This window comes from Aequorivita sp. IT1282 (assembly GCF_058068205.1).
Map to the genome: position 1 here is coordinate 397,251 of NZ_JBYRHR010000004.1, position 23,077 is coordinate 420,327.

The 23,077-nt window shown below is 35.5% G+C and carries 20 protein-coding genes; 10 read left to right on the plus strand and 10 right to left on the minus strand.

Going from position 1 to position 23,077, the window contains the following annotated elements; all coding sequences use genetic code 11:
* Positions 1-32: 32 nt before the first annotated feature.
* The 7 genes from AC3RVG_RS11115 to AC3RVG_RS11145 form a co-directional block, all read right to left on the minus strand.
* On the minus strand, positions 33-2,000 hold the full coding sequence (locus AC3RVG_RS11115) for a DUF3858 domain-containing protein (protein WP_489691530.1): 1,968 nt from the start codon (positions 1,998-2,000) through the stop codon (positions 33-35).
* A gap of 1 nt (position 2,001) precedes the next feature.
* Positions 2,002-3,975 carry a DUF3858 domain-containing protein gene (locus AC3RVG_RS11120; RefSeq protein ID WP_489691531.1) on the minus strand — a complete coding sequence of 658 codons (1,974 nt, stop codon included), beginning with the start codon at positions 3,973-3,975 and terminating at the stop codon, positions 2,002-2,004.
* Positions 3,976-4,042: 67 nt separating this feature from the next.
* A complete protein-coding gene (locus tag AC3RVG_RS11125; protein WP_489691532.1) occupies positions 4,043-4,702 on the minus strand; it encodes a DUF1361 domain-containing protein in 660 nt (219 codons plus the stop codon).
* Complete coding sequence (locus tag AC3RVG_RS11130) at positions 4,674-5,066, minus strand: ribosomal maturation YjgA family protein (RefSeq protein ID WP_489691533.1); 393 nt, start codon at positions 5,064-5,066, stop codon at positions 4,674-4,676. Before AC3RVG_RS11130 ends, AC3RVG_RS11125 begins: the two co-directional genes overlap by 29 nt.
* Before the next feature lie 67 nt (positions 5,067-5,133).
* Positions 5,134-6,483: a cell envelope integrity protein CreD gene (creD, locus tag AC3RVG_RS11135; protein WP_489691534.1), complete on the minus strand. Its 1,350-nt coding sequence runs from the start codon at positions 6,481-6,483 to the stop codon at positions 5,134-5,136.
* Between the two features lie 94 nt (positions 6,484-6,577).
* Positions 6,578-6,877 (minus strand): winged helix-turn-helix domain-containing protein, encoded by a 300-nt coding sequence (locus AC3RVG_RS11140; RefSeq protein WP_489691535.1) that lies wholly within the window; start codon positions 6,875-6,877, stop codon positions 6,578-6,580.
* Positions 6,878-7,486, minus strand: a complete 609-nt coding sequence (locus tag AC3RVG_RS11145) for a hypothetical protein (protein WP_489691536.1) — start codon at positions 7,484-7,486, stop codon at positions 6,878-6,880.
* Between the two features lie 536 nt (positions 7,487-8,022).
* Here AC3RVG_RS11145 and AC3RVG_RS11150 point away from each other — a divergent pair.
* Positions 8,023-8,382 (plus strand): DUF1801 domain-containing protein, encoded by a 360-nt coding sequence (locus tag AC3RVG_RS11150; protein ID WP_489691537.1) that lies wholly within the window; start codon positions 8,023-8,025, stop codon positions 8,380-8,382.
* Here AC3RVG_RS11150 and kdsA read toward each other — a convergent pair.
* Together kdsA and AC3RVG_RS11160 are read right to left on the minus strand one after the other, a co-directional pair.
* The gene (gene kdsA, locus AC3RVG_RS11155; RefSeq protein WP_489691538.1) at positions 8,373-9,191 is read right to left on the minus strand and encodes a 3-deoxy-8-phosphooctulonate synthase; all 819 of its coding nucleotides are present in this window, start codon (positions 9,189-9,191) and stop codon (positions 8,373-8,375) included. The genes AC3RVG_RS11150 and kdsA overlap by 10 nt on opposite strands.
* An 82-nt stretch (positions 9,192-9,273) precedes the next feature.
* A complete protein-coding gene (locus AC3RVG_RS11160; RefSeq protein ID WP_489691539.1) occupies positions 9,274-10,665 on the minus strand; it encodes a T9SS type A sorting domain-containing protein in 1,392 nt (463 codons plus the stop codon).
* 116 nt (positions 10,666-10,781) lie between these two features.
* Between AC3RVG_RS11160 and typA the strand changes: the two genes are divergently transcribed.
* The 9 genes from typA to AC3RVG_RS11205 all read left to right on the plus strand — a co-directional run bounded on the left by typA (position 10,782) and on the right by AC3RVG_RS11205 (position 21,792).
* Entirely contained in the window at positions 10,782-12,575 is a 1,794-nt protein-coding gene (gene typA / locus AC3RVG_RS11165; protein ID WP_489691540.1) for a translational GTPase TypA, read from the plus strand.
* Positions 12,576-12,778: 203 nt separating this feature from the next.
* Entirely contained in the window at positions 12,779-12,982 is a 204-nt protein-coding gene (locus AC3RVG_RS11170) for a hypothetical protein (RefSeq protein ID WP_489691541.1), read from the plus strand.
* Positions 12,966-14,360: a class I SAM-dependent methyltransferase gene (locus AC3RVG_RS11175; protein ID WP_489691542.1), complete on the plus strand. Its 1,395-nt coding sequence runs from the start codon at positions 12,966-12,968 to the stop codon at positions 14,358-14,360. The genes AC3RVG_RS11170 and AC3RVG_RS11175 overlap by 17 nt, the downstream gene beginning before the upstream one ends.
* On the plus strand, positions 14,350-15,831 hold the full coding sequence (locus AC3RVG_RS11180) for a sulfatase-like hydrolase/transferase (RefSeq protein WP_489691543.1): 1,482 nt from the start codon (positions 14,350-14,352) through the stop codon (positions 15,829-15,831). The genes AC3RVG_RS11175 and AC3RVG_RS11180 overlap by 11 nt, the downstream gene beginning before the upstream one ends.
* A 15-nt stretch (positions 15,832-15,846) precedes the next feature.
* Positions 15,847-17,298, plus strand: coding sequence for a sulfatase-like hydrolase/transferase (locus tag AC3RVG_RS11185; protein ID WP_489691544.1), 1,452 nt, complete (start codon positions 15,847-15,849; stop codon positions 17,296-17,298).
* The gene (locus tag AC3RVG_RS11190; RefSeq protein WP_489691545.1) at positions 17,288-18,292 is read left to right on the plus strand and encodes a GNAT family N-acetyltransferase; all 1,005 of its coding nucleotides are present in this window, start codon (positions 17,288-17,290) and stop codon (positions 18,290-18,292) included. Before AC3RVG_RS11185 ends, AC3RVG_RS11190 begins: the two co-directional genes overlap by 11 nt.
* Positions 18,289-19,389 carry a DegT/DnrJ/EryC1/StrS family aminotransferase gene (locus AC3RVG_RS11195; protein ID WP_489691546.1) on the plus strand — a complete coding sequence of 367 codons (1,101 nt, stop codon included), beginning with the start codon at positions 18,289-18,291 and terminating at the stop codon, positions 19,387-19,389. Before AC3RVG_RS11190 ends, AC3RVG_RS11195 begins: the two co-directional genes overlap by 4 nt.
* Positions 19,390-20,679 (plus strand): O-antigen translocase, encoded by a 1,290-nt coding sequence (locus AC3RVG_RS11200; protein WP_489691547.1) that lies wholly within the window; start codon positions 19,390-19,392, stop codon positions 20,677-20,679.
* A gap of 129 nt (positions 20,680-20,808) precedes the next feature.
* On the plus strand, positions 20,809-21,792 hold the full coding sequence (locus AC3RVG_RS11205) for a hypothetical protein (protein ID WP_489691548.1): 984 nt from the start codon (positions 20,809-20,811) through the stop codon (positions 21,790-21,792).
* A gap of 8 nt (positions 21,793-21,800) precedes the next feature.
* Here AC3RVG_RS11205 and AC3RVG_RS11210 read toward each other — a convergent pair whose 3' ends face one another.
* Positions 21,801-22,940 (minus strand): glycosyltransferase, encoded by a 1,140-nt coding sequence (locus AC3RVG_RS11210; RefSeq protein WP_489691549.1) that lies wholly within the window; start codon positions 22,938-22,940, stop codon positions 21,801-21,803.
* Between the last annotated feature and the right edge of the window lie 137 nt (positions 22,941-23,077).

Below are 23,077 nucleotides of genomic sequence, written 5' to 3' on the forward strand. Positions count from 1 at the left end.
CCGATTAACACTAAATTTTTCCGCGACTAAAATTATATTCTCTTAAGCTCAATAGGTTCTTCCGACTGAATTTTTACTAATGTTTCAAAAAATTGACGCAAAGCGGGATATGCTTCGGTTGAAAAACTTGTGTTGTTGAGCTTTACACTTAGCCTAACGTTTACTTTAGTGCCAGAAACATCGTAAACAACTGAAAGTTCCCCATCATTATTTGGAAGTTTTAATATTTTGTTTTCAGGAGCTTTTACAATCTCATACTGGTCTTTCAAATCTAATGAAACAAGGTAGTTGTTAATGACAGGATACCCAAAGTCAATTGGATATTCACGAGTTTCTTTGGTGAAAGGATTCTCAGTAAAATAGGTTTGAAATAAGAAGGGAAATACAAACAGTTTATCGCCTACTGGTTGCTCGTGTAGCGTAAGCTCATAACTTTCTTTATAAGGTTGTTCCAAATCTGTTTCGTTTTCAATCTGAAGCATAGTGATATTCAAAGCTTCATTGTTGCTCTGCTTTCTTTTTACAATATGTTCTTTTATCACATTGTAGTTTTCACTTCGCTTTGGTACTGAAATATAACCCGTAGAAACTTCATTAACCTTTCCAGAGAATATGCCTTTTTCATTGGCAGACAACTGCATATTTACATAATGCATATTTTTTTCGATAGGGGTAATGGGTTCCCAATAACTTCCTTCTTTAAAATCTAATACACGTCCTTCAATATTTAAAAGTCGAAAAGGTAGCACACCGAACGGCATATATTTATCTGTGGCATCTAGTATGTATTTTGTATTGTTGATGTTCAGAAAAACCACTGCGTAATTAAAATCTGTAAGCACAGGATATTGCTTTGTGGGCTGTGCCCTGTCACGGGTTGCTAAAATCATTATTTTTGGTTCTAAACCAACCGCTTCCAAAGCATTTATAAGCCCTAAATTTATTTCAGAATTATTCCCAGATTTTTTTTCGAAAGCATCTTTTACACGAATATCACTTAAAATTCGTGTTTCTTTATTCCAAGCCATAGTACTCTGAATAAAGTAATAAACTGCCTTCGCGCGTTCAAGTTTATCGGAAATATTCTGAATATTAGTAGGAAGCTGTTCTTCAAAAAAGTTGTTATATTTTAATTGGCGCCCTAAATCTTTATCATATCTAAATTCGCGATCTACATCCTTCCAAGTTTTGGAGTATGCATCTTTGCTTTCATTTAAGTGAACAATATCTCTAAGCTCAAATTTTAAGGAAGGAATGTAATTATTGCCTGAAAGCATGTATTTCTCCTCTTTATAAGCTGGAATGTCCTTCATTGCATACGTAGCCGATTCGCAGTCGCCAGGGACTTTAAAGCCGGGAAGGTGAAAGCAATCTCTAATTATATCTGCGTGATTTACATCCAGCTTTCTTTCGCCGTAAAGCGTTCTATTATACGTGTAATTTCCAGGAATTTCTGTATGTAATTCAGAATATATGGTCGGTATCGAATTCATAAAAGTCCATTCACCAAAGTTGCGTAAATAGGGAGTTTCAACACGATACGTATATTCAAGAATACTACCATCTTGCACGTTCGGAAATGTGAACTTTTTAAGCGACCAATGATCACTTTCATCGGTGTCAAAAATTGCATTATCGCTTACATAGATTTTTGATTTACCGTTGTGCGTAATTGCTTTTAGATTCTTAATGTTTTCACGAACATTGTTTTCGCGGTAGTAAAGAATTTGAACATGGTCGAATTCAAATTTTTTAGCATCGAATACCTTTATTTTTCTATGCACTTCTTTAATGAGCCTTATGTAGCCATCTGATACATCGACAGAATAGTTTCCTCTTTCATAAAGTATCACACCATTTGCCTCTGGATCTAAGGAATAGCTAGTCATAGCGTACTCTTCTGCCATGGGTTCCCCAAAAATATGAGCAGCCTTGGTTTGCGAATAATTAATTGAAAATAAAAGGGAAAAGAAAATAATTAGTAACGATTTTAAATTCATTTTATATTTTTTTTAGAATGATTGCTTCTTCTTTCAACATGGTTATCATTGTCCCGAAATATTCCTTTAAAGATTGGTAGGCATCAGACGGAAAACGATAGGCATTCAGTTTCATATTAAAGCGGATGTTGATTTTGCTGCCTTCAGATACATAAGTTACCAAACACTCGCCATCGTCCCCGGGTAATTTTATGCTGCGGCTTTCGGGTAGTTGTTCAACTTTATAAACATCGCCCAAATCTATGGATAGTAAATAGGTATTTGTGAACGGAAAACCGAAATCTATCGGGTAGTTGCGCTCTTTCATTTTGAATGGGTTTTCAGAAATATAGGTTTTGTTGAAAAAAGGATAGAGGAGCACTTTGTCGCCCACCGTTTCGGGTTCTATAGAAATGTTGTAGTTTTCTTTCAGCGGTTTTTCAATTGCGTTGAGGTCTTCCACTTGGTATTCTTCAATTTCTATTCCTGCTTTATCATTTTCTTGGGTTATAATATACTCTTGAAGTGTACCGTCTTCAATAATGCTTCGTTTCTTTAAACCGATGTAGCCATAGCTAGCTTGACTCACTTTCCCAATAAAATCTCCATTTGCATCGGCGGTTATTTGAGCGTTTGCGTAATGTATGTTTTGTTTAAAAGGTTCAATAGGCATCCAATAACTCCCGTTTTTGAAATCCATCACGCGGCCTTGAATATTTAGCGCATGAAAAGGAAGTACTGCAAATGGTGTTTGTTTGTTGGTGGCGTCAAGTAAAACTCTTTCGTTGTTAATCATTAATACCGCCAAAACATAATTGAAGTTTGAAAGAACTGGGTATAATTCTGTTGGCGAACCATTTTCACGAGTTGATAGGATCATAGGTTTGGCGTATAATCCTGCTGCCTCAAGTGCATTTATTAGTGAAAGGTTAATGGCCGCTACACTTCCCAGTTTTTCATCAAAAGCGTCTTTTACTTTAATTTCATAATTAAAATATCTGCCATTCCAAGTATATCTTTCTTGTATAAATTTATAAACAGCTTTTGCACGCAGCATTTTATCCGGAATATTTAGGATTTCATTTGGGAGTTTTCTTTTAAAATAATTTTTCTGAGTTAATTGGTCTCCAAAATCTTCATCATTCTTAAAGCGTTCATCTACATCTTTCCAATTTCGAGTAAACACTTGTTCTTTCCAATCAACACTAAAACTTTTGAAAGACAATGGTTCATAAACAAGTCTCGATACGTAATTTTTTTTGGCAAGCATGTAATCTTCCTCGATAAAGGAGGGGGTATTTTCCATGGCGTATAGATGCACCTCAGAATCAACCTTGCCATTATAATTTGGTAACGAAAACCCATTCTGTTTTAATGACTTGTTTTTTATAGCCAATTCTTGAGGCCCGTACAGGATACGGTTATATTTGAAATTTACGGGCAGTACGGTTTGAAATAAGCTATAGATTGTGGGTAGTTCATGTTGAAATTCCCATCCATTCAAATAATAAAAATACGGTGTTACAATGGTATACCTATATTCTAAAATACTTCCATCTTGTACATCTGGAAAGGTGAATTTTAGTGTCTTTATGGAACTTGTTTCCTGTGTTTTGAAGAATCCGCTTTCTGGTACTTTGCTTTGTTTTGAACCATTATGGGTTATGGCTTCATATTCTACAACTTCCTCATTGTTCCATTTCCTTCCATCAAAAAAAGCGATCTCTACATCGGTAAAATCAAACTTTTTTGCATCTAGCACCTTTATTTTCCTATAGAATTCCTTCACAAGATAAATCCCGAAACCAACGGACTTAACATAATAATTGCCAGATTCATACAAAATCACCCCAGAGGCATCGGGTTCAGGCTTGTATATTTTTAATGCCAAATCTTGTTTGGTGGGTTGGCCAAAACTTTCAAAACGCGGAGTTTGTGCGTGAAGGCAAAAAATGTTAACAATAAAAAGTAGGAATATGCACTTTTTTATTCGCATTTTTAAAATTATAAATTGTGTTTCTTTCGCAAATTAAAATAATTATCGGAATCGTGAAATCATATTTTTAATCTCTATAAAGAAATTTTCCAAAGACCCAATATGCCAACTTCAGAAATAGTCCGATGGAAATTGTAAACAACCACGCTTCAATATGTATGAGTGGGTTCGTAAATATTTCAAAAACATCCATAAAAAGATGGTCTGGTTTATGAAGAATGTCCCACGAATTCCACCGTAAAACGCGGCCTAAATAGATTCCGAAACCAACTAGAAAAGGAAGGATAGCTGTAAAAACTGAAATTGTTTTTCTGCTGAAATGTCTAGAAAGCACTTCTTTAATATCGTTCACCGAAAACAGGTAAAACGAAATGCCTGTAATTGAAAATATGGCAATCATTAACGCGTCAAAACCAATCCATTCTGTAGGGCTTAAACGCAAGTGGATAAAGTCTGTTATTAAATAGGGTGCATTCGGAAGAAAAAGCAGCCACAGTAAAAGCAGCGAATAGAGCTTGTATTTTTTTAACGGTGCACGAGTTTTTACATACATAGAAATAAAAAGCGGAATCATTGCCAGAAATAAATTCCACGCTAGAAAAAAATAGAAAAAAGAATGTGTGCTTTTTGAGCGAATGGCAAGCAGAAAAACACACAAAACTGTTAGCGAAATAAGCGGAAACAGCATATTAAAACGATCAAAGAGAAATGTTTTTATTGTCTTCATTTTTAGTAAAAGTTTTTTCGATTAATAGAATAAGTAGAAAGCCAATTAAATACGCTAGAAGATCCCAAGGGTCAAATACCGAACCCAAAATTGTTAGCATTATTTCAGATTTGATATTTAGTTTTTCAGCAAGCTTAAAAAGCTGTAATAGTTCTACGAAATAAGCAAATGCCAAAACGGCAATTGCAATTTTGAGAACATTGTTTTTGATGAAAATTTTCAGAAACGAATACAGAAGTAGTATCACCAAAACATCTCCTAAAAAACCTCTTATAAATGGATTGAAGTGAAAAATTGCAATGCCGATTTCTATAAAGAGTAGTAGAAGCGTACTGTATAAATAGTTGTTTCTAAAAATGCTCATTTTGTAAATGTTGATTATAACCTCACAGTCTCAAAAGCCCGTGAGGTTTAGTTATAGTTTTTAAATATTAGCTTTCATTGCTCCAATCAATTTTTCGAGAAGCGAACATAATTATTGCTAAGATTAAGAAAAGTCCGACACTTCCCACTAGCAGAGCATAATTTTCTAACTGAATAATTACATATATAAAACCGTACAACGAGACCAAAGATCCGCAAATAAGTAGGGGAAATTTAAACCCTTTTATAATGGCGCGGGAGTAAACAGTAATCAATGCGAGCACCGCAAAAGCCGCAATAGAATACGCCTTAAAGAAATTGCTGTGTTCCGAAATAGAAATAAGCAGTGTATAAAACATTACTAAGGCCAAACCTATCATTACATACTGAAACGGATGGATGTATATTTTGCTAACTATTTGTATCAACAAAAACACCAGCAGGGTTAAACCAATTACCAAAAAACCATATTTTGCGGTACGTTCACTTTTTTGGTATTCGTCAACGGGAATTATGAGTTTGGTTCCAAAAGCAGAGGATGAAAGATTGGGGAGGTGTCCAAAAAACGATTGCTCAAACTGTCGGTTTATTTGCAATACGCGCCAAGAGGCCGTAAAACCGTCTTTACTAATTTCCTTATTAGTGTCTTCGGGTAAAAAGTTGCCGTCAAAACTAGGGGAGTGCCAGTTAGATTTCATAGTGGCGTCGGTTTCTTTTCCGATGGGCAAAAACTTCAGACTTTCGCTTCCATTAATTTTTAAGTTGAAGGAAAAAGGTTGCGATTCAGCAAATATGGCTTTTGCGTTTGGAATGTAATTACTTTGAATAGTATTAAGTCGTTCTTTTGAATATTGCGGGGTCATCGTTAGGGTTTCTGAAGCTATATTCACAACTGGAGTGGTCTTTATTCCCTTTAAATTTGAAGTTTTCAAAAGTACTGTAGCTTTTTCCCACAGTATATTTTCCTCAAGAATGTCTGTGTCTGAAAAATCTACTTTTGGAAATTTCCCTTTTACGTCAATTGCAGCAGTAAAAACCACAGATTCGTAAATACTTCTATTAAGCGGTTTTGTTTCAACTTGAGAGTTGATGTCTAATTTGTCTGGTAAAAAGTAGGCATATTCTATTGTTTCCTTCGTTTTTGTGAAATAAGAACTGCTTTTTTCGTTAAAGATTTTTTCTTCGGAAATTATTTTATAGGGAACTTTTACGATGGGACCGGAGAGAAGCACCTCGTTTCCCCACTTCTCGTTAATCTCGCGAACAACGGCTTCCTGCCTGCTGGCTCTTTCGTAGATAAGAGATTTTACAAATTCAAGCGGTATTAATAATACCAATAATAAAAACCCAACCACCAACATTCTTGCGGTGATGGAGTTTCGCATCCAATTGTTGAATTTACTTTTTTTCTGTTCCATAATTTTTGTTTGTAGAGTGAATAGTTAATTTGAAAGTACTTTGTATTTCAAAGCAAATAGGTAAAAAAATATTTATTGCTTTATCAGTCTCCCATCAGGGTTTAGGGCGCTGAATTAGTTTTTCAAGTGCTTCAATATGTTTTTTGAATTCTGCTTTGCCAAGTTTGGTGGTACTGTAACTAGTATTTGGTTTTCTGCCTACAAAACTTTTTTCAACCAAAATATATTCGGCTTGCTCAAGTGCTTTAATATGGCTGGCAAGGTTACCATCGGTAACATCCAGCAACTCTTTAAGGCGGTTAAAATCTGCATCCTCGTTAACCACAAGTATGCTCATAATACCCAGCCGGATACGATGGTCAAAAAGTTTATTTATGTTGTCTATTATGCCCACTTAGTTTTTTCTTTCTTTAAGATACATAATGCTTCCGTAAATAATGTGGAACAATCCAAAGCCCAATAACCAAAACCAAAAGCCATAACCCGGAAGAGCGGCACAGAAAAGTCCGATAATTATTTGGGCATACCCCAGATATTTTACATTTCCAATGGTGTATTTTGAAGCATTTACTAACGCGAGTCCGTAAAAAATAAGCATCAGCGCAGCGGTGAGCCCGTAGTGTTCGCTATTGATTTTTATTAGAATATAAATCCCACCGGTTGCCGATGGAATTAGAAAGTTCAATAGGAGTCGGCGTGTTGTTGCGTCCCAAATTTTCTCGTTGTTTTTATTGGCTTTTCGGGTGGTTAAGAGGAAAGCCGTTACTATGCTTAGTATTGCCACCAATGCTAGAAGTGCCACAAGAAGTTTAAAATCTAAACTATTAATGGCAATATATTCGCCCGGAGCCGGGAAAAGGTATACATAAGCAATTGCAGCGCCAACAATTGCGTAGAGACCTGCAAAAATTCCAGAGAGTCCGCTCAGTGAAATAAACCGTGACGATCGGTTCATTAAATTTTTAATCTCACTGATATCTTTTAAATAATCTTGCTCACTCATAATAAAGTACTTTGAAAAACAAAGTAAATGCAAAAATGTTTCATAGCCAAATTAATTTAGAAAATATTGTTACGCACGATTTTAGAAATATTGAAAAGAAAGAATTATCCTACAAAATAAAAAGGGGAAAACCCCTTTTAAATTCAGGCATTTTCCTCTTGACTAATGCGGGACTTCTTCGCATCTTTACATTATTAAATTAATTGGGGAGTTAATTTAAAATAATGGTAAAAAGCTGTTTCTTTTTAGAAGCAGCTTTTATCTTTTAAAGATATTGTAAATTTTGAAAAGAGGGAAAACCCTGTAGGAAAAACAGGAAATTTCCTATTGCCTAGTGTTTGTTTATGAGCGATATTTATATGCTTATAAAATAATGGTATTATAAAGTATTGAAATAATGAATATTGCCCTTAACTGAAAAGTTTATTTTTCCTATCAATTATTTAGCCTATTTTATATTTATAGACTTTTTTTAGCCAAAGCGCCCTGCCATTTACGAATGGCAGGGCGCTTTATTTTTTTTGTAACTTCACTTTGTGAAACCAGCTGCTGTATATATTTTAGAAAAACCAGAACCCTTCCGCGCTATATTATTGCATTTGCAGGCAACGATAGAAAATATTATTCCTGAAACAGAACTTTTGTACAAATGGAAAATGCCTTTCTTTTATATTGAGAACAATCCGTTTTGTTATCTCAATTTTTCAAAAAAATATGTTGATTTGGTTTTTTGGCATGGCACCCATTTAACGCAGCATACAGAAGTTTTGGTTTCTGAAGGACGAAAACACATGAAATCCCTTCGTTATAAAACATTGGAAGGAATAGATCAACAAGTCTTAAATGATGTTCTTTCGGAAGCTTATTCTTTACGCGATAGAAAGTACTATAAATGATTAATCGTTTTGCGAATTGCTACAAGATCTGTCAATAGTTTTTCAAGCAGGTTTAAATTCAGCATATTGGCGCCATCGCTTTTTGCATTTGCGGGGTCGAAATGGGTTTCAATAAAAATTCCATCTACGCCAGTTGCAATTCCAGCTCTCGCAATTGTAGAAATCATTTCGGGTCTTCCTCCAGTAACACCTGCACTTTGATTGGGTTGTTGTAAACTGTGGGTTACATCTAAAACTACAGGAGCGTATTGTTTCATTGTTGGAATTCCACGGAAATCTACAATCATATCTTGGTAGCCAAACATAGTTCCACGATCGGTAATTACCACTTGTTGGTTATTGCAGTCCGTTACTTTTGTAACAGCGTGTTTCATACTTTCCGGACTCATGAATTGCCCTTTTTTCAAATTCACCACTTTTCCGGTATTCGCAGCGGCAACCACTAAATCTGTTTGACGCACTAAAAACGCTGGGATTTGCAAAACATCTACATATTCTGCAGCCATTGCGGCATCGCTTACTTCGTGAATATCTGTTACAGTGGGAACATCAAAAGTTTCAGAAACCTTTCGTAATATTTTTAAGGCTTTTTCATCGCCAATTCCTGTAAAGCTATCAATCCGGCTTCGGTTTGCTTTTTTAAAACTTCCCTTGAAAATAAAGGGGATTTCGAGCTTATCGGTAATTTTCAAGATCTTTTCAGCAATCTGCATTGCCATTTCTTCGCTTTCAATAGCGCAGGGGCCAGCGAGGAGAAAAAAGTTATTGGAGGTTGTGTGTTTTATTTTTGGGATTAGGTTTAGTTGCATCGTAAAAGCTTATTTTAATACAAAGGTAGTTAAAAGCATCATTCACTCAACTTTGAAAAACCAATAGAGTGTTTAAGAAGAATTAATCTTTTAAAATTTTAATTGTTTGTGAATTTCCATTTTCACCTTCAATCCTTAAAAAGTAAACTCCCGATTCTGCTTTGGAAATGTCGATTTGGTTGTTCTCTGAAGTTATTTCAACCAATTGCCCCAAAATATTAAATACTGAAACTTTTGAAATAGGTTGTTTTGCTTTTATATAAAGCACACCATTTGTTGGATTTGGATAAACCTGGTAGTTGGAAACTTCGTTTTCTGAAATGCCCAAGGTACTATTTGTATACCAAGCTAACTTGTTGTCGCCAATGGAAGCGGTGGTAATATCTAGCCAGCCATCGCCGTTAAAATCTGCCGCTGCGGCATCCTTTGGAAAATCCACCTCTGTGTTAACGGATTGTCGAGCGCTAAAGGTGCCTAATCCGTCCTCGTTTTTTTTCCAAGCAACGAAGTTTACGTTACTGTTCCAAAGAAGCATATCATTATCGCCATCGTTATCAAAATCGTAAAATTCATACAAGCCTATATCATTCATCAGAAATTGTAGAGGGCCAAAACTTCCCGAATCATCCAAATTTTCGAGCCAGTCCGTCCCATAACTTGAGTTGTCATCTATCCAGGTAATTATTACATCTTTTTTACCGTCAGTATTTATATCGGCATATTGAAATTCAACAATATTAGTTCCGCCAGACTGTACCCAATTAAATTGGTGAATAATTTGCATTGGGCCAAGGCTTGCATTACCCATATTTTTATACCAAAAAATTTTTCCTTGACTATAGATAAATTCTGTGGCAAGAATATCTAAAAGCCCATCGTTATCTATATCTTCCAATGCAATTTTCGCAAATTCATTTGGGTTGTCTATCAATAAATTTTCTGGGCCAAAGGTGCCTTGTCCATCTATATTTTCATACCAAACTACCCATCCTGTAAAAGTATCTGTTAGCGTCGCCAATAAATCTAAATCGCCATCATTGTCCATATCGATTGAATTTACAGTACCTATAAAATCTTCTTCCATTAATATTTGTACTGCTCCAAAATTACCCGCTCCATCAAGGTTTTCAACCCACACCACCTGCCGAGGATTATTTCTTAAGTAAAGAATATCTTTATCTCCGTCACTATCTAAATCCACAAAGTCTACGGAAAGATATGAGGCACTTGTTCCTTCAATCACATTTTCGCTTCCGAAGTTTCCAGCACCATCAAGATTTCTATACCAACTAAGTTCGTATGTTTCACCCGAAGCGGTTAAAATATCAACAAACCCATCATTGTCAATATCAAAGGGAATGGATAAATATGGTTTTTCAGTAACTGTAGAAATAATCTGTTGTTGGCCAAACCGCTGCGCAAACCCAGAAATAGTCCAAAAGATTGAAAGTGTGAAAAGTAGAAATATTTTCATATTAATAGATTTAGAATAAATATATCGTTTTTATTTGATAAAATTAAATCACAACTTTTACTTCTAATCCACTTAGAAACACTACTTTTGCACCCTCTTAAAAAAGGAGTAGCTTTATGAAAATCAAAAACATCGCAATTATTGCACACGTTGATCACGGTAAAACCACCTTGGTTGATAAAATCATGCACCACTGTAGTATTTTTCGTGAAAACGAAAATACTGGAGATCTTATCTTGGATAACAATGACTTGGAGCGTGAACGCGGTATTACTATTACTTCAAAAAACGTTTCAGTAATATATAAGGACACTAAAATTAATATTATCGATACCCCTGGTCACGCCGATTTTGGTGGAGAAGTAGAGCGTGTATTGAATATGGCAGATGGTGTATGTTTATTGGTAGATGCCTTTGAGGGGCCAATGCCACAAACACGTTTTGTGCTTCAAAAAGCAATCTCACTTGGCTTGAAACCTTGTGTGGTTATTAATAAAGTAGATAAAGAAAACTGTACACCAGAAGAGGTGCACGAAGCTGTTTTCGATTTAATGTTTGAATTAGGTGCCGAAGAATGGCAACTAGATTTCCCAACCGTATACGGTTCTGCAAAGCATAACTGGATGAGTGACGATTGGAAAAAACCAACAGATAACATTGAACCTTTATTAGATATGGTTTTGGAACACGTTCCAACTCCAGTATTTGAAGATGGAACTGTGCAAATGCTAATTACTTCATTAGACTTTTCATCATTTACAGGACGTATCGCTATCGGTCGTTTGCAACGTGGAACTTTGAAAGAAGGTATGCAGATTGCACTTGTTAAGCGCGACGGAAAAATAGTAAAATCTAAAATAAAAGAACTTCATATTTTTGAAGGTTTAGGCCGTAAAAAAGTTACTGAAGTACAAGCAGGAGATATTTGCGCTTTGGTTGGCTTGGAAGGTTTTGAAATTGGTGATACTGTTGCCGATGTAGAAAACCCAGAAGCATTGCAAACCATCGCTATTGATGAGCCTACAATGAGTATGCTTTTCACTATTAACGATTCGCCTTTCTTCGGAAAAGACGGAAAGTTTGTTACATCACGCCACATTAGAGAACGTCTTGAAAGAGAATTGGAGAAAAACCTTGCATTGCGTATGCAATCAACCGATAGTGCCGATAAGTTTTTGGTATTCGGTCGTGGGGTTTTGCACCTTTCTGTTTTAATCGAAACGATGCGTCGCGAAGGTTACGAATTGCAGATTGGACAACCACAAGTTATCATCAAGGAAATTGATGGTGTTAAATGTGAGCCTGTTGAAGAAATGACTATCGATTTACCTGAAGATGTAAGTGGAACCGCTATTAATATGGTGACTATCCGTAAAGGTGAAATGATAAGTATGGAAGGAAAAGGCGATAGAATGATTTGCAAATTCCTTATCCCTTCTCGTGGAATTATCGGTATGCGTAATCAACTATTGACTGCAACTGCTGGTGAAGCAATTATGACACACCGTTTTCTTGAATACCAACCTATGAAAGGTGGAATTCCAGAAAGACAAAACGGAAGTTTGGTTTCTATGGAGCTAGGTTCTGCAATTCCTTATTCTATTGATAAATTGCAAGACAGAGGCCGTTTCTTTGTAAATCCGAACGAGGATATTTATGAAGGTCAGGTTATTGGTGAAAACACACGTCAGGATGATATGGCGGTGAATATAACTAAAACCAAAAAAATGTCGAATGTACGTTCTTCGGGAGCTGACGATAAGGCAAAAATTATTCCAGCTGTTAAGTTTTCTTTGGAAGAAGCATTGGAATACATTCAAAAAGATGAATACGTAGAGGTAACGCCACATTTCTTAAGACTTCGAAAAATACATTTGAAGGAAGCAGACCGTAAGCGTAACAAGATATAATTAACGATGTAGGACTTTTAGACGTAAGACGTAGGACTAAAAAAAAATGATTAAAATTAGGTTTCATTTTTTTGGTCTTGTGTCTTACGTCCTTTAGTCTTAAGTCTTTTTTCAAAAAGAAACTCGGCTTTCAATCCATTAAACTCGGCGTTTTTTAGTTTATTTGTGGTCGCTTAACGGCAAAATAGTAAAAAATAATAGGTATGAATTTTCTTTATTTCGATGCAGGAATAGCAGCAATGTTGGTACAAGCAGTAGTGGCAGCAGCAGCTGGCATTTTGCTTTTTTCAAAAGGAGTTATGTATAAGGTGAAATCTTTTTTCGGATTAATAAAAGAAGAGGAAGATACTTACGATTCAATTGATGTTGAAGAGGAAGACACTGATACAGATGACAAAAAAAGCTAACGCACACCAAGCCTCATTCCGCGATCCTTCGGGATATATGTTTTATGATGGAAAAACCCTAAGAAGGGCTATCAATCCTATATATTTCGCGCAATACAAAAAACTGAAAGAAACTGGTTTTTTTAAAAGCCTAATTTCTAATGATTTGCTTATTCCCCATGAAGAGACTTCGGTTTCTTCGGAAGAAATAATTATTACTCCGGAAGAAATCCCATTCATCACAAATCCTTACGAATGGAGCTTTGAGCAATACAAACACGCCGCGCTTCACACCCTGAAAATTCAGAAATACGCGCTTTCAAAAGGTTTTATTTTGAAAGATGCTTCTGCATACAACATTACTTTTCACAAAGGGAAACCTGTTTTTATAGACACACTTTCTTTCGATTTTTACGAAGAAGGTACGCCTTGGCGCGCATACAAACAATTCATTACGCATTTTTTAGGACCGCTAGTTTTGGCGAAATATCACGGCACCGAAATTTTCAAAATGATGCAATCTCACATTGATGGAATCCCTGTGAAATTAATTTCATCCTTGCTGCCAACGCGCACCAAATTGAGCTCGGTAATTTATCCAAATATCCACTTGCTCGCAAAAATGGAAAGCAAGCACAGGGAAGACTACAAAGCCGAAACCAAAATCACGCCCCTTTCCAAAAAATCGCAAGAAAATATTATTGAAAGTCTTTACGATTATATTAAAGGTTTAACGCTGAAAGAAGCCAGCGAATGGGGTGATTACTACGATAAAACAAATTACGACGAAACTGCTTTTGAAGCCAAAAAAACGCTGATAAAAGAGTGGATAAAGCCATTGGCACCACAAAAATTGATTGATGTTGGCGGTAACGACGGCACTTTTGCACGCACAGTTATTGACAGTGTTCCGCATATAATTGTTACCGATATTGATAGTAACGCCGTCGATTATAATTACAAGCAAGTGCAGCAAAACAAGGAAACTAATATGTTGCCTTTTGTGTGCGATGTTTTGCAACCAGCGCCCGGTATTGGCTTCAATAATACAGAACGCAACTCTTTAATAGAACGCTTGGCAGAATATGCGCCAGACGTTACTATGGCCTTGGCATTGATTCATCATATTACACTTTCTGGAAATGTGCCTTTTGAAAAATCGGCTGAATTTTTCGCGTCTTTTTCGAAGAATTTAATCATTGAATTTCCAACTCGCGACGATTCTTGGGCGCAATCGTTGTTAGTTCGCAAGCGTGAATTTATAAACCATTTCGATTTTTACAATGAAATGGAGTTTGAAAAAGGCTATTTACAATACTTCACCCTTGAAAAAAAGGAAACGGTAAAAGGCACAAAACGTTTGCTATATTTGTTGAAAAACAAGAATCTTGAAGCCTAAAAAAAGTATTCTAGGAAAGCATTTTCAAAATATTTCGCAAAACCCTGTTTTAATCGCACTTGGGGTTGGTTTGTATCCTTTAGTTTTTTACTATTCCCGCAACTTCGGAATGATTAATTCTTGGGAACAATTCGGGTATTTTTTGCTTCTTTTTATAGTACTTCCAATTGTTTTCTTTTCCGTGTTGAAGTGGTTTTCATCGTTCACATTTACTTCAAAATGGGGTAAATTTATGCTTCCGTTTTTCAGTATTTTCATATTTCTATTTTACATCAAAATCATTTTGTACGCCGCTATTGAGCGTAAAATTATATTGGGAATTTTTATTGTTTCCGCACTGATAGCCTATTTTCTGTACAAACATTTCAAAAAGTGGATTTTGCTTCAGTTAATTTTAGCGGTTATTGGGTTTGTAGGTTTAATACCAATGCTGTTTAAATATCTTAATTATTCTTCAGATTGGATGCAGCAACCCGACAATATTGAAGAAGTTGTTTTTCAGAAAAAGCCAAACATTTACTATATTCAGCCCGATGGTTACGCTAGTTTTTCTGAAATGAAAAGTGATTATTATAAAGTAGATAATTCAGATTTCAATGCATTATTGGCTAAAAACAGCTTTAATAATTACCCCGATTTTCGAAGTAATTATATTACAACTATTACATCAAACAGCGCTACGCTTATGATGAAGCACCATTACTACAATAATGGAAAGGACTATTCTGAAATGCTAAACGCCCGGAAAAATATTATCACAGAAAACCCGGTGCTTTCTATTTTTAAAAACAATGGTTACAAAACGCACTTTATTACGGAGCATCCCTATTTATTGGTGAATCGCCCAAAAGTGGGGTTCGATTTTGTCAATTTTAATTATGGCGAAATACCGTATATCACCACTGGTTTCAATGTTAAAAGAGAAGTTTATCCAGATTTAGAAAATGCAATTGCCGCTAAAAAGGACGGTGGAAATTTCTTCTTTATTGAAATCTTTGAGCCCAGTCATATTTCCACAACAAAGGAAGCGTCGAAAGGAAAAGAAGCAGAGCGGGAGCAGTGGATTGAAAAGCTACAAGTGGCCAATAGCAAAATTGAAAAAATGGTAACTCTTATTTCCGAAAAAGACCCGGAAGCTTTGATCATGATTATGGCCGACCACGGTGGTTTCGTGGGCTTAGATTATACCCGCCAAGTTTACACGAAAACCACAAATCCCGAGATAATTTATACTACTTTTGGAGCTATGCTGGCTATAAAATGGCCCGATGGTGAAGCACCCGAAATAGATTCACATTTAAAAAGTTGTGTGAACGTTTTCAGGATTTTGTTCTCCTATTTAAGCAATGATCAAAAATATTTGCAGCATTTAGAAGCGGATGGCAGCTACCTTATTTTAAAGGAAGGAGTCAAGCCGGGCGTATATAAATGCATTGACGATAGCGGAAATATAGTGTCTAAAAAAGTATAAATTCATAAAAACTTAATGAGTAATTTCTTGGTAAAATACTTCAAAGGAAATTTTAATCCGTTGCTCACGGGTCTAATTTGTGGATTTTATCCGCTAGTTTTTTATTTTTCGAATAACTTTTCGGCTATTAATTCGTGGGAGCATTTAGGATTTTTTCTACTGTTTTTTATTGGTATTCCAGTCGTTGTTTTTTCGATCGCTTCGTTAGTCTTCAAATATTCTGAAACACTTTCAAAATATAAAACTCATATACTTTTTGTACTGATAATTATGACTGTGGCTACGCTTATGTCGCAAGCAATGTATCTTACAATTAAAAAGAAAATGCTTTTGGGACTGCTGATTGTTTCAATTTTGGCAGCTTGGAAATTACACGCACATTTTAAAAAATTACTTGTTATAATTCTGTTGATGAGTATTCTCCCAACGATCACTTGCATTATAAAAATTGTGGAGCACGAGCAGCAAATGAAGTGGACGCAGTTACCAGATTCTATTACAAAAACTACATTTAAAACTACTCCAAATATTTATATGATTCAGCCAGACGGCTACGTAGGGCGAGATATGATGGAAAGTGAATTGTATCATTTTGACAATCCATTTTACGGTTGGTTGGAAAATAATGGTTTTAAGATTTATAATAATTTCCGAAGTAATTATCCAGCTAGTTTAACCTCCAATTCATCGCTTTTTTCAATGAAGCAACACCGTTTTGGACAGGTGCTTTTTCCATCGATTGATATGCCGAATTCGCGCGATCTAATTGCTGGAGACAACTCCGCCATTGCAACTTTACGGAACAATGGGTATAAAAATTTCTTCATCGTTCAAGACGAATATTTTCAGCAAAATCGCCCAAAAGCGAACTACGATTATTACAATTTAAATACTGATGAAATACCATATTTTAGCAACGATAATAATGTGAAAAAAGTAGTTTTTGACGATCTAAAAGCTGCAATGGATACGGTAGAAATCGACGGTCCCAAGTTTTTCTTTGTGGAAAAATTGTTGCCGCATCACATACATTTTGCAGCTTCAAAAGAGGAGGAGCGCGATACGTATATTGAAAAAATTAAAGAGGTTAATAGCTGGTTGGAAAACACGGTAAATTATATTTCTGAGAAAGACCCGAATGCAATTATTGTAATTTTAGCTGATCACGGTGGTTGGGTTGGTTTAGGAAGTTACCCAGAAATGTTTTCAACCACAGATGCAAATCAAATACATTCCACTTATTCTACTTTGGCAGCCATAAAATGGAACGGAAATTTAGTGGAAGGAATGGATGCTGAATTGAAAAGCAACGTAAATGTATTTCGAGTGCTATTTTCAATTTTGAGCGAAAATTCTGAGTATTTGAAATATTTGGAAGATGATTCGAGTTATAACCTACAGAATGGCACTTTTTCAAAATCTGTGAGGGCAGTAATTGACGACAGTGGAAAAGTGATTGCAAATTAAAACCGAAACTAGCGAATTGGATAATTACAACATAGAAAAATATCAACCATCGCAAAAAACTGTGTGGGACAGCTTTGTAAAAGAAGCAAAGAATGCTACGTTTTTGTTTCAGCGGGATTTTATGGACTATCATTCCGAAAGGTTTACAGACCATTCGTTGTTGGTTTTTAAAGGCGAAAAGTTGGTTGCGATACTTCCTGCAAATATCTCGGGTGCCGAGCTACTTTCGCATCAAGGTTTAAGTTATGGCGGACTAGTTTTAAGTAAGAAAGCCACTTTCGAAGAAATTTTGCCGATTTTCAAAAACATACTTACTTTTCTGAATAATGAGGGAATAGATGTATTAAGGCTGAAAATGCTTCCAAAAATTTATCATCAATTACCAAGTGACGAAATTCAATATCTACTTTTTTTAATCAAAGCCACATTAACACGTAGCGATTTAACCAGCTGTGTTGATTTCGAAAACCGTTTGAAAATTAAATCTTCAAATCGCTTACGCGGAATAAAAAAAGGAGTCAAAAATGAATTGGAGATTAGGGAAGAAGCAAATTTCGCACCTTTTTGGAACGAAGTTTTGGAGCCTAATTTAGAACAAATTCACAATCAAAAACCTGTTCATTCTTTAGAAGAAATTGTGTTACTGCAATCTCGCTTTCCTGAAAACATCAAACAATTCGATGTTTATAAAGGCGAAAAAATTGTAGCCGGAACCACCATTTTTGAATCGGCTACTGTAGCACACGCCCAATATATTTCGGCAAACGAAATTGGGAAACAAACAGGTGGTTTAGATTTTCTCTTTAATCATTTATTGGAGCATTTTTCGCATAAAAGATATTTCGACTTTGGCATCAGTAACGAAGCGCAGGGAATGCAAGTGAACAAAGGGCTTTTAAACTGGAAAGAAAGCTTCGGCGGGAGAAGTATTGTTCACGACTTTTATGAAATTAGAACGGAGAACCATCACCTTTTAAACGACGTATTTATATGATTCCCTTTTTAGATTTGAAAGCAATCAACCAGCGTTTTGAAGCGAAATTTCAAAATGAATTCCAACAATTTTTGGATTCTGGTTATTATATTTTAGGAAATCAGGTTAAGCTATTTGAAGCCAATTTTGCGCGCTATTGCGGAACAACTTATTGCATAGGCCTTGGAAACGGTTTGGACGCACTGCGGTTGATTTTAGAGGGTTATAAAATACTTGGGAAGCTAGAAGAAAATGATGAAGTGCTGGTGGCTTCAAATACATATATTGCAACAATTTTAGCAATAAAACAGGCGGGTTTAAAACCAGTTTTGGTAGAAGCAGATTTCGATAATTATAATTTCGATATAACTTCACTTAAAAATTCTATTTCCAAAAAAACAAAAGCGATAATGCCCGTTCATTTATACGGCCAGCTTTCGCCAATGGAGGAGATTTTGAAATTTTCCAGTGAAAAGAATTTGTTAGTTATTGAAGATGCGGCACAAGCGCACGGAGCAAAAAATGAAGTTGGCAAAAGCGCAGGAAATTTAAGCGATGCTGCGGGTTTTAGTTTTTATCCCTCTAAAAACCTCGGAGCTATGGGAGATGGGGGAGCAGTAACTACTAATGACAAGGCTTTAGCCGAAGTAATTCACAAGCTTAGAAATTACGGCACTTCAACAAAATACGTCAACGAATATTTAGGTTTTAACTCTAGACTGGATGAGTTGCAAGCAGCATTTTTGAATGTAAAATTGCCAACGTTGGATGCTGATAACGAAAACCGAAGAGAAATTGCGAAAAGGTACATTTCTGAAATAAAGAATGAAAAAATCGTACTTCCGAAGTACGATAGCAGTGAAAATCACGTGTTTCATCTTTTTGTGGTTCGCGTAAAAAATAGGAATGCTTTTATAGATTATTTGGACAGAAATGGAATCGGTCATTTAATACATTACCCAATTCCACCGCACAGACAACAGGCACTTTCAGAGTTTTCACAGTTAAGTTTTCCAACTACCGAAATAATACACAACGAGGTAATAAGTATTCCTATGAGTCCGATAATGACAAAAGAAGAAGTAACAAAAGTGATTTCAATTTTAAATCTTTACTAATTGAAAGTTCCACAATTCATAAAAGGAAATTTACTCTTAAAGATGACTTCTTTAAACGCCGGTGTTATTGGCGTTAGGTTGTTTATTTCCCTTTTTATTCAGCGATTATTGGCTGAAATGGTTGGAGAAGCTGGAATCGCAAAAATCGGTTCCCTCCGTAACCTTTTGGAAATGCTTAGCTCATTTGCATCTGTGGGTATTTTCAGTGGCGTTGTAAAATACGTTGCCGAATATAAAGATGATAAAGAGCAGCTTCAAAAATTGTTTTCTACCACTTTTGTTTTTACCACTGTAGGTACAATTGTAGTTTCCACAGTCCTGTTTTTTGGTTCAAGCTATTTAAGCACTACTATTTTCGACTCTCCAGATTATATATACCTTATAAAACTTTTGGCCGTAATTGTGCCATTTATAAGTATGTATCGCATCTTTAATGGGATAGTCAACGGGCTTTCGCGTTATAAAAAATTGGCTGGAATAGATCTTTTCAGTTATATTTTGAGTGCTGTTTTAACAGTGGTTTTATTGCTTAACAACAATATTGATGGCGCACTTGTTGCCATCGCTATTACTCCCGCATTACAGTTTTTTGTATTGCTTTTCATTTTTATAAAAGTACTTCGGGAATACGTTCAGTTTTCCAAACTTTCTTTTAAAATGCCGATGGCCAAAGGGTTGTTGGCTTTTTCATTAATGTCTTTTTTCTCTACGGTTTTGTTGAACTATGTTGAAATTGATATTCGTGTTATGATTCAAAATCGCATCACAATGTCCGATGCGGGAATTTGGACCGCGATGACCAATATTTCAAAAAATTACATGGTTTTTTCGAGTGCCATTTTTACGCTGTATGTGCTTCCAAAGTTTGCAGGAATTCACAATAAAACTGATTTTAAAGCAGAACTTTTCAATATCTACAAAACATTACTACCACTTTTTGCTGTTGGGATGTTGCTGCTTTTCTTTTTACGAGATTACGTAATCCAAATTATTTATCCAGATTTTGTGGCAATGGCGCCCCTTTTCAAATGGCAATTGTTGGGCGATTTTGTGCGTTTGGCAGCTCTGGTTTTAGGGTATCAATTTTTAGCTAAAAAAATGGTGCGAAATTTCATATTTTCAGAATTACTTTCACTTGCAGTTTTTTATGGTTTTGCCTATTATTTAGCTGGAATTTACGGCATTGAAGGCGTAGTAATGGCGCACTTTATACGATATGTAATTTACTTTTTTGTGGTATTCTTCCTAGTGTTCCGTTATTTCAAAAAACAACCCAAAGTAGTTGAATAGTAAGTAAAACTTGATTCTTTTATTTAGGGATTTCTTTATTGTAATTCTGTAGTAATCTCTTTGGAAATTGGGCGGCGCAAACAATTCAATATGGTTATCTTTGCAGCAAAATTTTGAAGCTTAATTTTTATGTCTTTTACTCTTTTCAATCCATTTGACGATTTAATTTTTGACGAACACTTTTGCTTCCTTTCGGGGGCATTAACGAATGAGCGCATCTCGGTTTTTCCGGAATGGCTGATGGATCATTTTAAATTTGGTGAAGAGAAAATTGAGATGATGGATAAAACCAAATCTTACAAATATTCCGATCTTGAATTGCCCTGCTCTCCTGAGGTAAAAAAAGCTTTCGCAGAACTCGATTTAAAAGTTCAAACAGCATATAATAAAGGCTTTGAAGGCGTAGCAGCTCTTGATGAAGAAGTGCTTTTTCAATGGACAGGTAGAATTGTATATGGACTTTTGTATTACGAGATGGTTTATGAAAAAGACAGGCTGCTAAGGCAAGGTGAGGAATTTAAACTTTCTCCGATGCTTCGGGAACGATTTGGAAATTTTCATTTAATGCTTCAATCATTAATAAACCCAGTTTCATTTGTTGGCAAAAAGCCTTGGAGCATTATCGTTTTCCCACTTAAATATTCATCAGATATTTTTAGTTACCGCGATGACACTGTGAATTTAATGTTTTCAATGGGCGTTAATGGTTTTGGAATTATTGCGTGTTTGCAGGATAATGGTGTAATAGGAGAGAAGCAAAATGATATCGTTGAAAAAATGAAAGGCCACGTTTTACATCCTATTCAATTTGAGGAATTATACGCGCGTTTTCACTATTCAGATTATATATATCAATATAAACCTGAGTACAAAATTGAAACACGAGAAGATAAAATTATCGTTGAATCTTTGCCCGTTAAAGCTGTGGGTAGCAAGCCGCTTTTCGGGTTTTGGGATGAAGATATATTTGCCCAATTACTTTCCAATTATTGGCAGGTTTATGGTATTGAAAGAGAAGATATTTTAAAGTTTCAAAAGCCGCCACTTAGCTTTCTTGAGAATCCATATTCCAAAGATTTTATCGATCCCGAATCTATTGAATTGCCTTTTTAAAGTCGAAATTAATCCGCATTCCAAAACTCCAAATATTTTTTGGCGATGGAAATATAGTGGTGTTCCCGTTCTATAAACTTTCGGGCATTGGTTGAAATGGCACTCAGTTTTTCAGGATTTAAAATCAAGTTTTCTAGCTTTTCGACTAAATAATCTACATCGGGAAGCGTGTTAATGCACACTTCGTCTTCCTTCAAATTAAACCTTTCTAAAAACTCGGTTTCGGCTCCGGTAAAAACCACTTTTCCTTTTGCCATTGCCTCCAACGCGTTATAACCTTGGTCGTACGCAAACACTTGGTCTAAAAGTATATGTGCCGAATTGTATTTTTCGATATATTCTGAATACGGTACATTTTCAACGGTAATTACTTCAACTTTTGAAGGGTGTTTTTTTAGTATTTTTTCAAGCGCAGCTTCAAAATAATCATTTCCTTTTTTGAAATAATTTTCTCTATTTATGCCGTGAAAAATGATGATTTTCCCCTGTGATGAAATAGATTGAAATTTTAATTTCTCAGTATTTACAGGGTTCGGAATTAGTCCGAAATACTTTTCAGTTCCCAAAAGTGGAATGTCATAATCAAAATCTGAAGCGGCTACACCACTTACATTTTTAAGAACAAATTTGTGTAAATCTTCGTATTCGGGTTTTAAATATTTTAAGGCTGGGAAATAGTCTTTTTCTGAAATTTTCCCTTCAAAAAGTGGATTGAAAATAGAGTAACGAAACTTCTTTTCAAAAGCATATTTTACGCTCGTATAATCCGTGCCGCAGGAAACTAGAAATAGTTTTTTGTTGTTAGTTTTTAAATATGAAATGATTTCCTTTTCGTATTTCGGCAAAATTCCGAACGGACTTTCGTTTATTAATTGCACGGCATCAAAACCTTTAAATTTTTCTTTTTGCTGAAAAAATTGGTTTTTCAAAGAAAGCGAAGTAATATCCAAACCGAAAAGTCTGTACAATCCAACCTTCACTTTTTTGAAGATTCCAGAATCGTAATTGCGTTTTAGTAGTACGTCTGACGGAAAACTTTTAAATTCATCGCCTGTGGAAACTAACGTTACTTCGTGGCCCAGCGCCAATAATCCTTCTTTTAAGGAATTGTGGAGTCTGCTGTATTCGCCTACCAAAAGTATTTTCATTGTTCGCTTTATTTTACCACAAACGGCACCAAGACTTTACGCAAAGTTCACAAAGATTTCTTTGCGAGCTCCGCACTTTTGCGGTGAAAAGTTTGTCGTTAATTTTTTCGTGCACCAGATTAAAAGTATTCTTATAA

Excerpts from the sequence above, each read along its gene's own strand:
- AC3RVG_RS11175 (WP_489691542.1), top strand. The coding sequence starts at position 12,966 with ATGACAAAAAAAGCTAACGCACACCAAGCCTCATTCCGCGATCCTTCG.
- AC3RVG_RS11125 (WP_489691532.1), bottom strand. The coding sequence starts at position 4,702 with ATGAAGACAATAAAAACATTTCTCTTTGATCGTTTTAATATGCTGTTT.
- AC3RVG_RS11160 (WP_489691539.1), bottom strand. The coding sequence starts at position 10,665 with ATGAAAATATTTCTACTTTTCACACTTTCAATCTTTTGGACTATTTCT.
- kdsA (WP_489691538.1), bottom strand. The coding sequence starts at position 9,191 with ATGCAACTAAACCTAATCCCAAAAATAAAACACACAACCTCCAATAAC.
- AC3RVG_RS11120 (WP_489691531.1), bottom strand. The coding sequence starts at position 3,975 with ATGCGAATAAAAAAGTGCATATTCCTACTTTTTATTGTTAACATTTTT.
- creD (WP_489691534.1), bottom strand. The coding sequence starts at position 6,483 with ATGGAACAGAAAAAAAGTAAATTCAACAATTGGATGCGAAACTCCATC.
- AC3RVG_RS11130 (WP_489691533.1), bottom strand. The coding sequence starts at position 5,066 with ATGAGCATTTTTAGAAACAACTATTTATACAGTACGCTTCTACTACTC.
- AC3RVG_RS11210 (WP_489691549.1), bottom strand. The coding sequence starts at position 22,940 with ATGAAAATACTTTTGGTAGGCGAATACAGCAGACTCCACAATTCCTTA.
- AC3RVG_RS11115 (WP_489691530.1), bottom strand. The coding sequence starts at position 2,000 with ATGAATTTAAAATCGTTACTAATTATTTTCTTTTCCCTTTTATTTTCA.
- AC3RVG_RS11205 (WP_489691548.1), top strand. The coding sequence starts at position 20,809 with ATGTCTTTTACTCTTTTCAATCCATTTGACGATTTAATTTTTGACGAA.
- AC3RVG_RS11145 (WP_489691536.1), bottom strand. The coding sequence starts at position 7,486 with ATGAGTGAGCAAGATTATTTAAAAGATATCAGTGAGATTAAAAATTTA.
- AC3RVG_RS11185 (WP_489691544.1), top strand. The coding sequence starts at position 15,847 with ATGAGTAATTTCTTGGTAAAATACTTCAAAGGAAATTTTAATCCGTTG.
- typA (WP_489691540.1), top strand. The coding sequence starts at position 10,782 with ATGAAAATCAAAAACATCGCAATTATTGCACACGTTGATCACGGTAAA.
- AC3RVG_RS11170 (WP_489691541.1), top strand. The coding sequence starts at position 12,779 with ATGAATTTTCTTTATTTCGATGCAGGAATAGCAGCAATGTTGGTACAA.
- AC3RVG_RS11195 (WP_489691546.1), top strand. The coding sequence starts at position 18,289 with ATGATTCCCTTTTTAGATTTGAAAGCAATCAACCAGCGTTTTGAAGCG.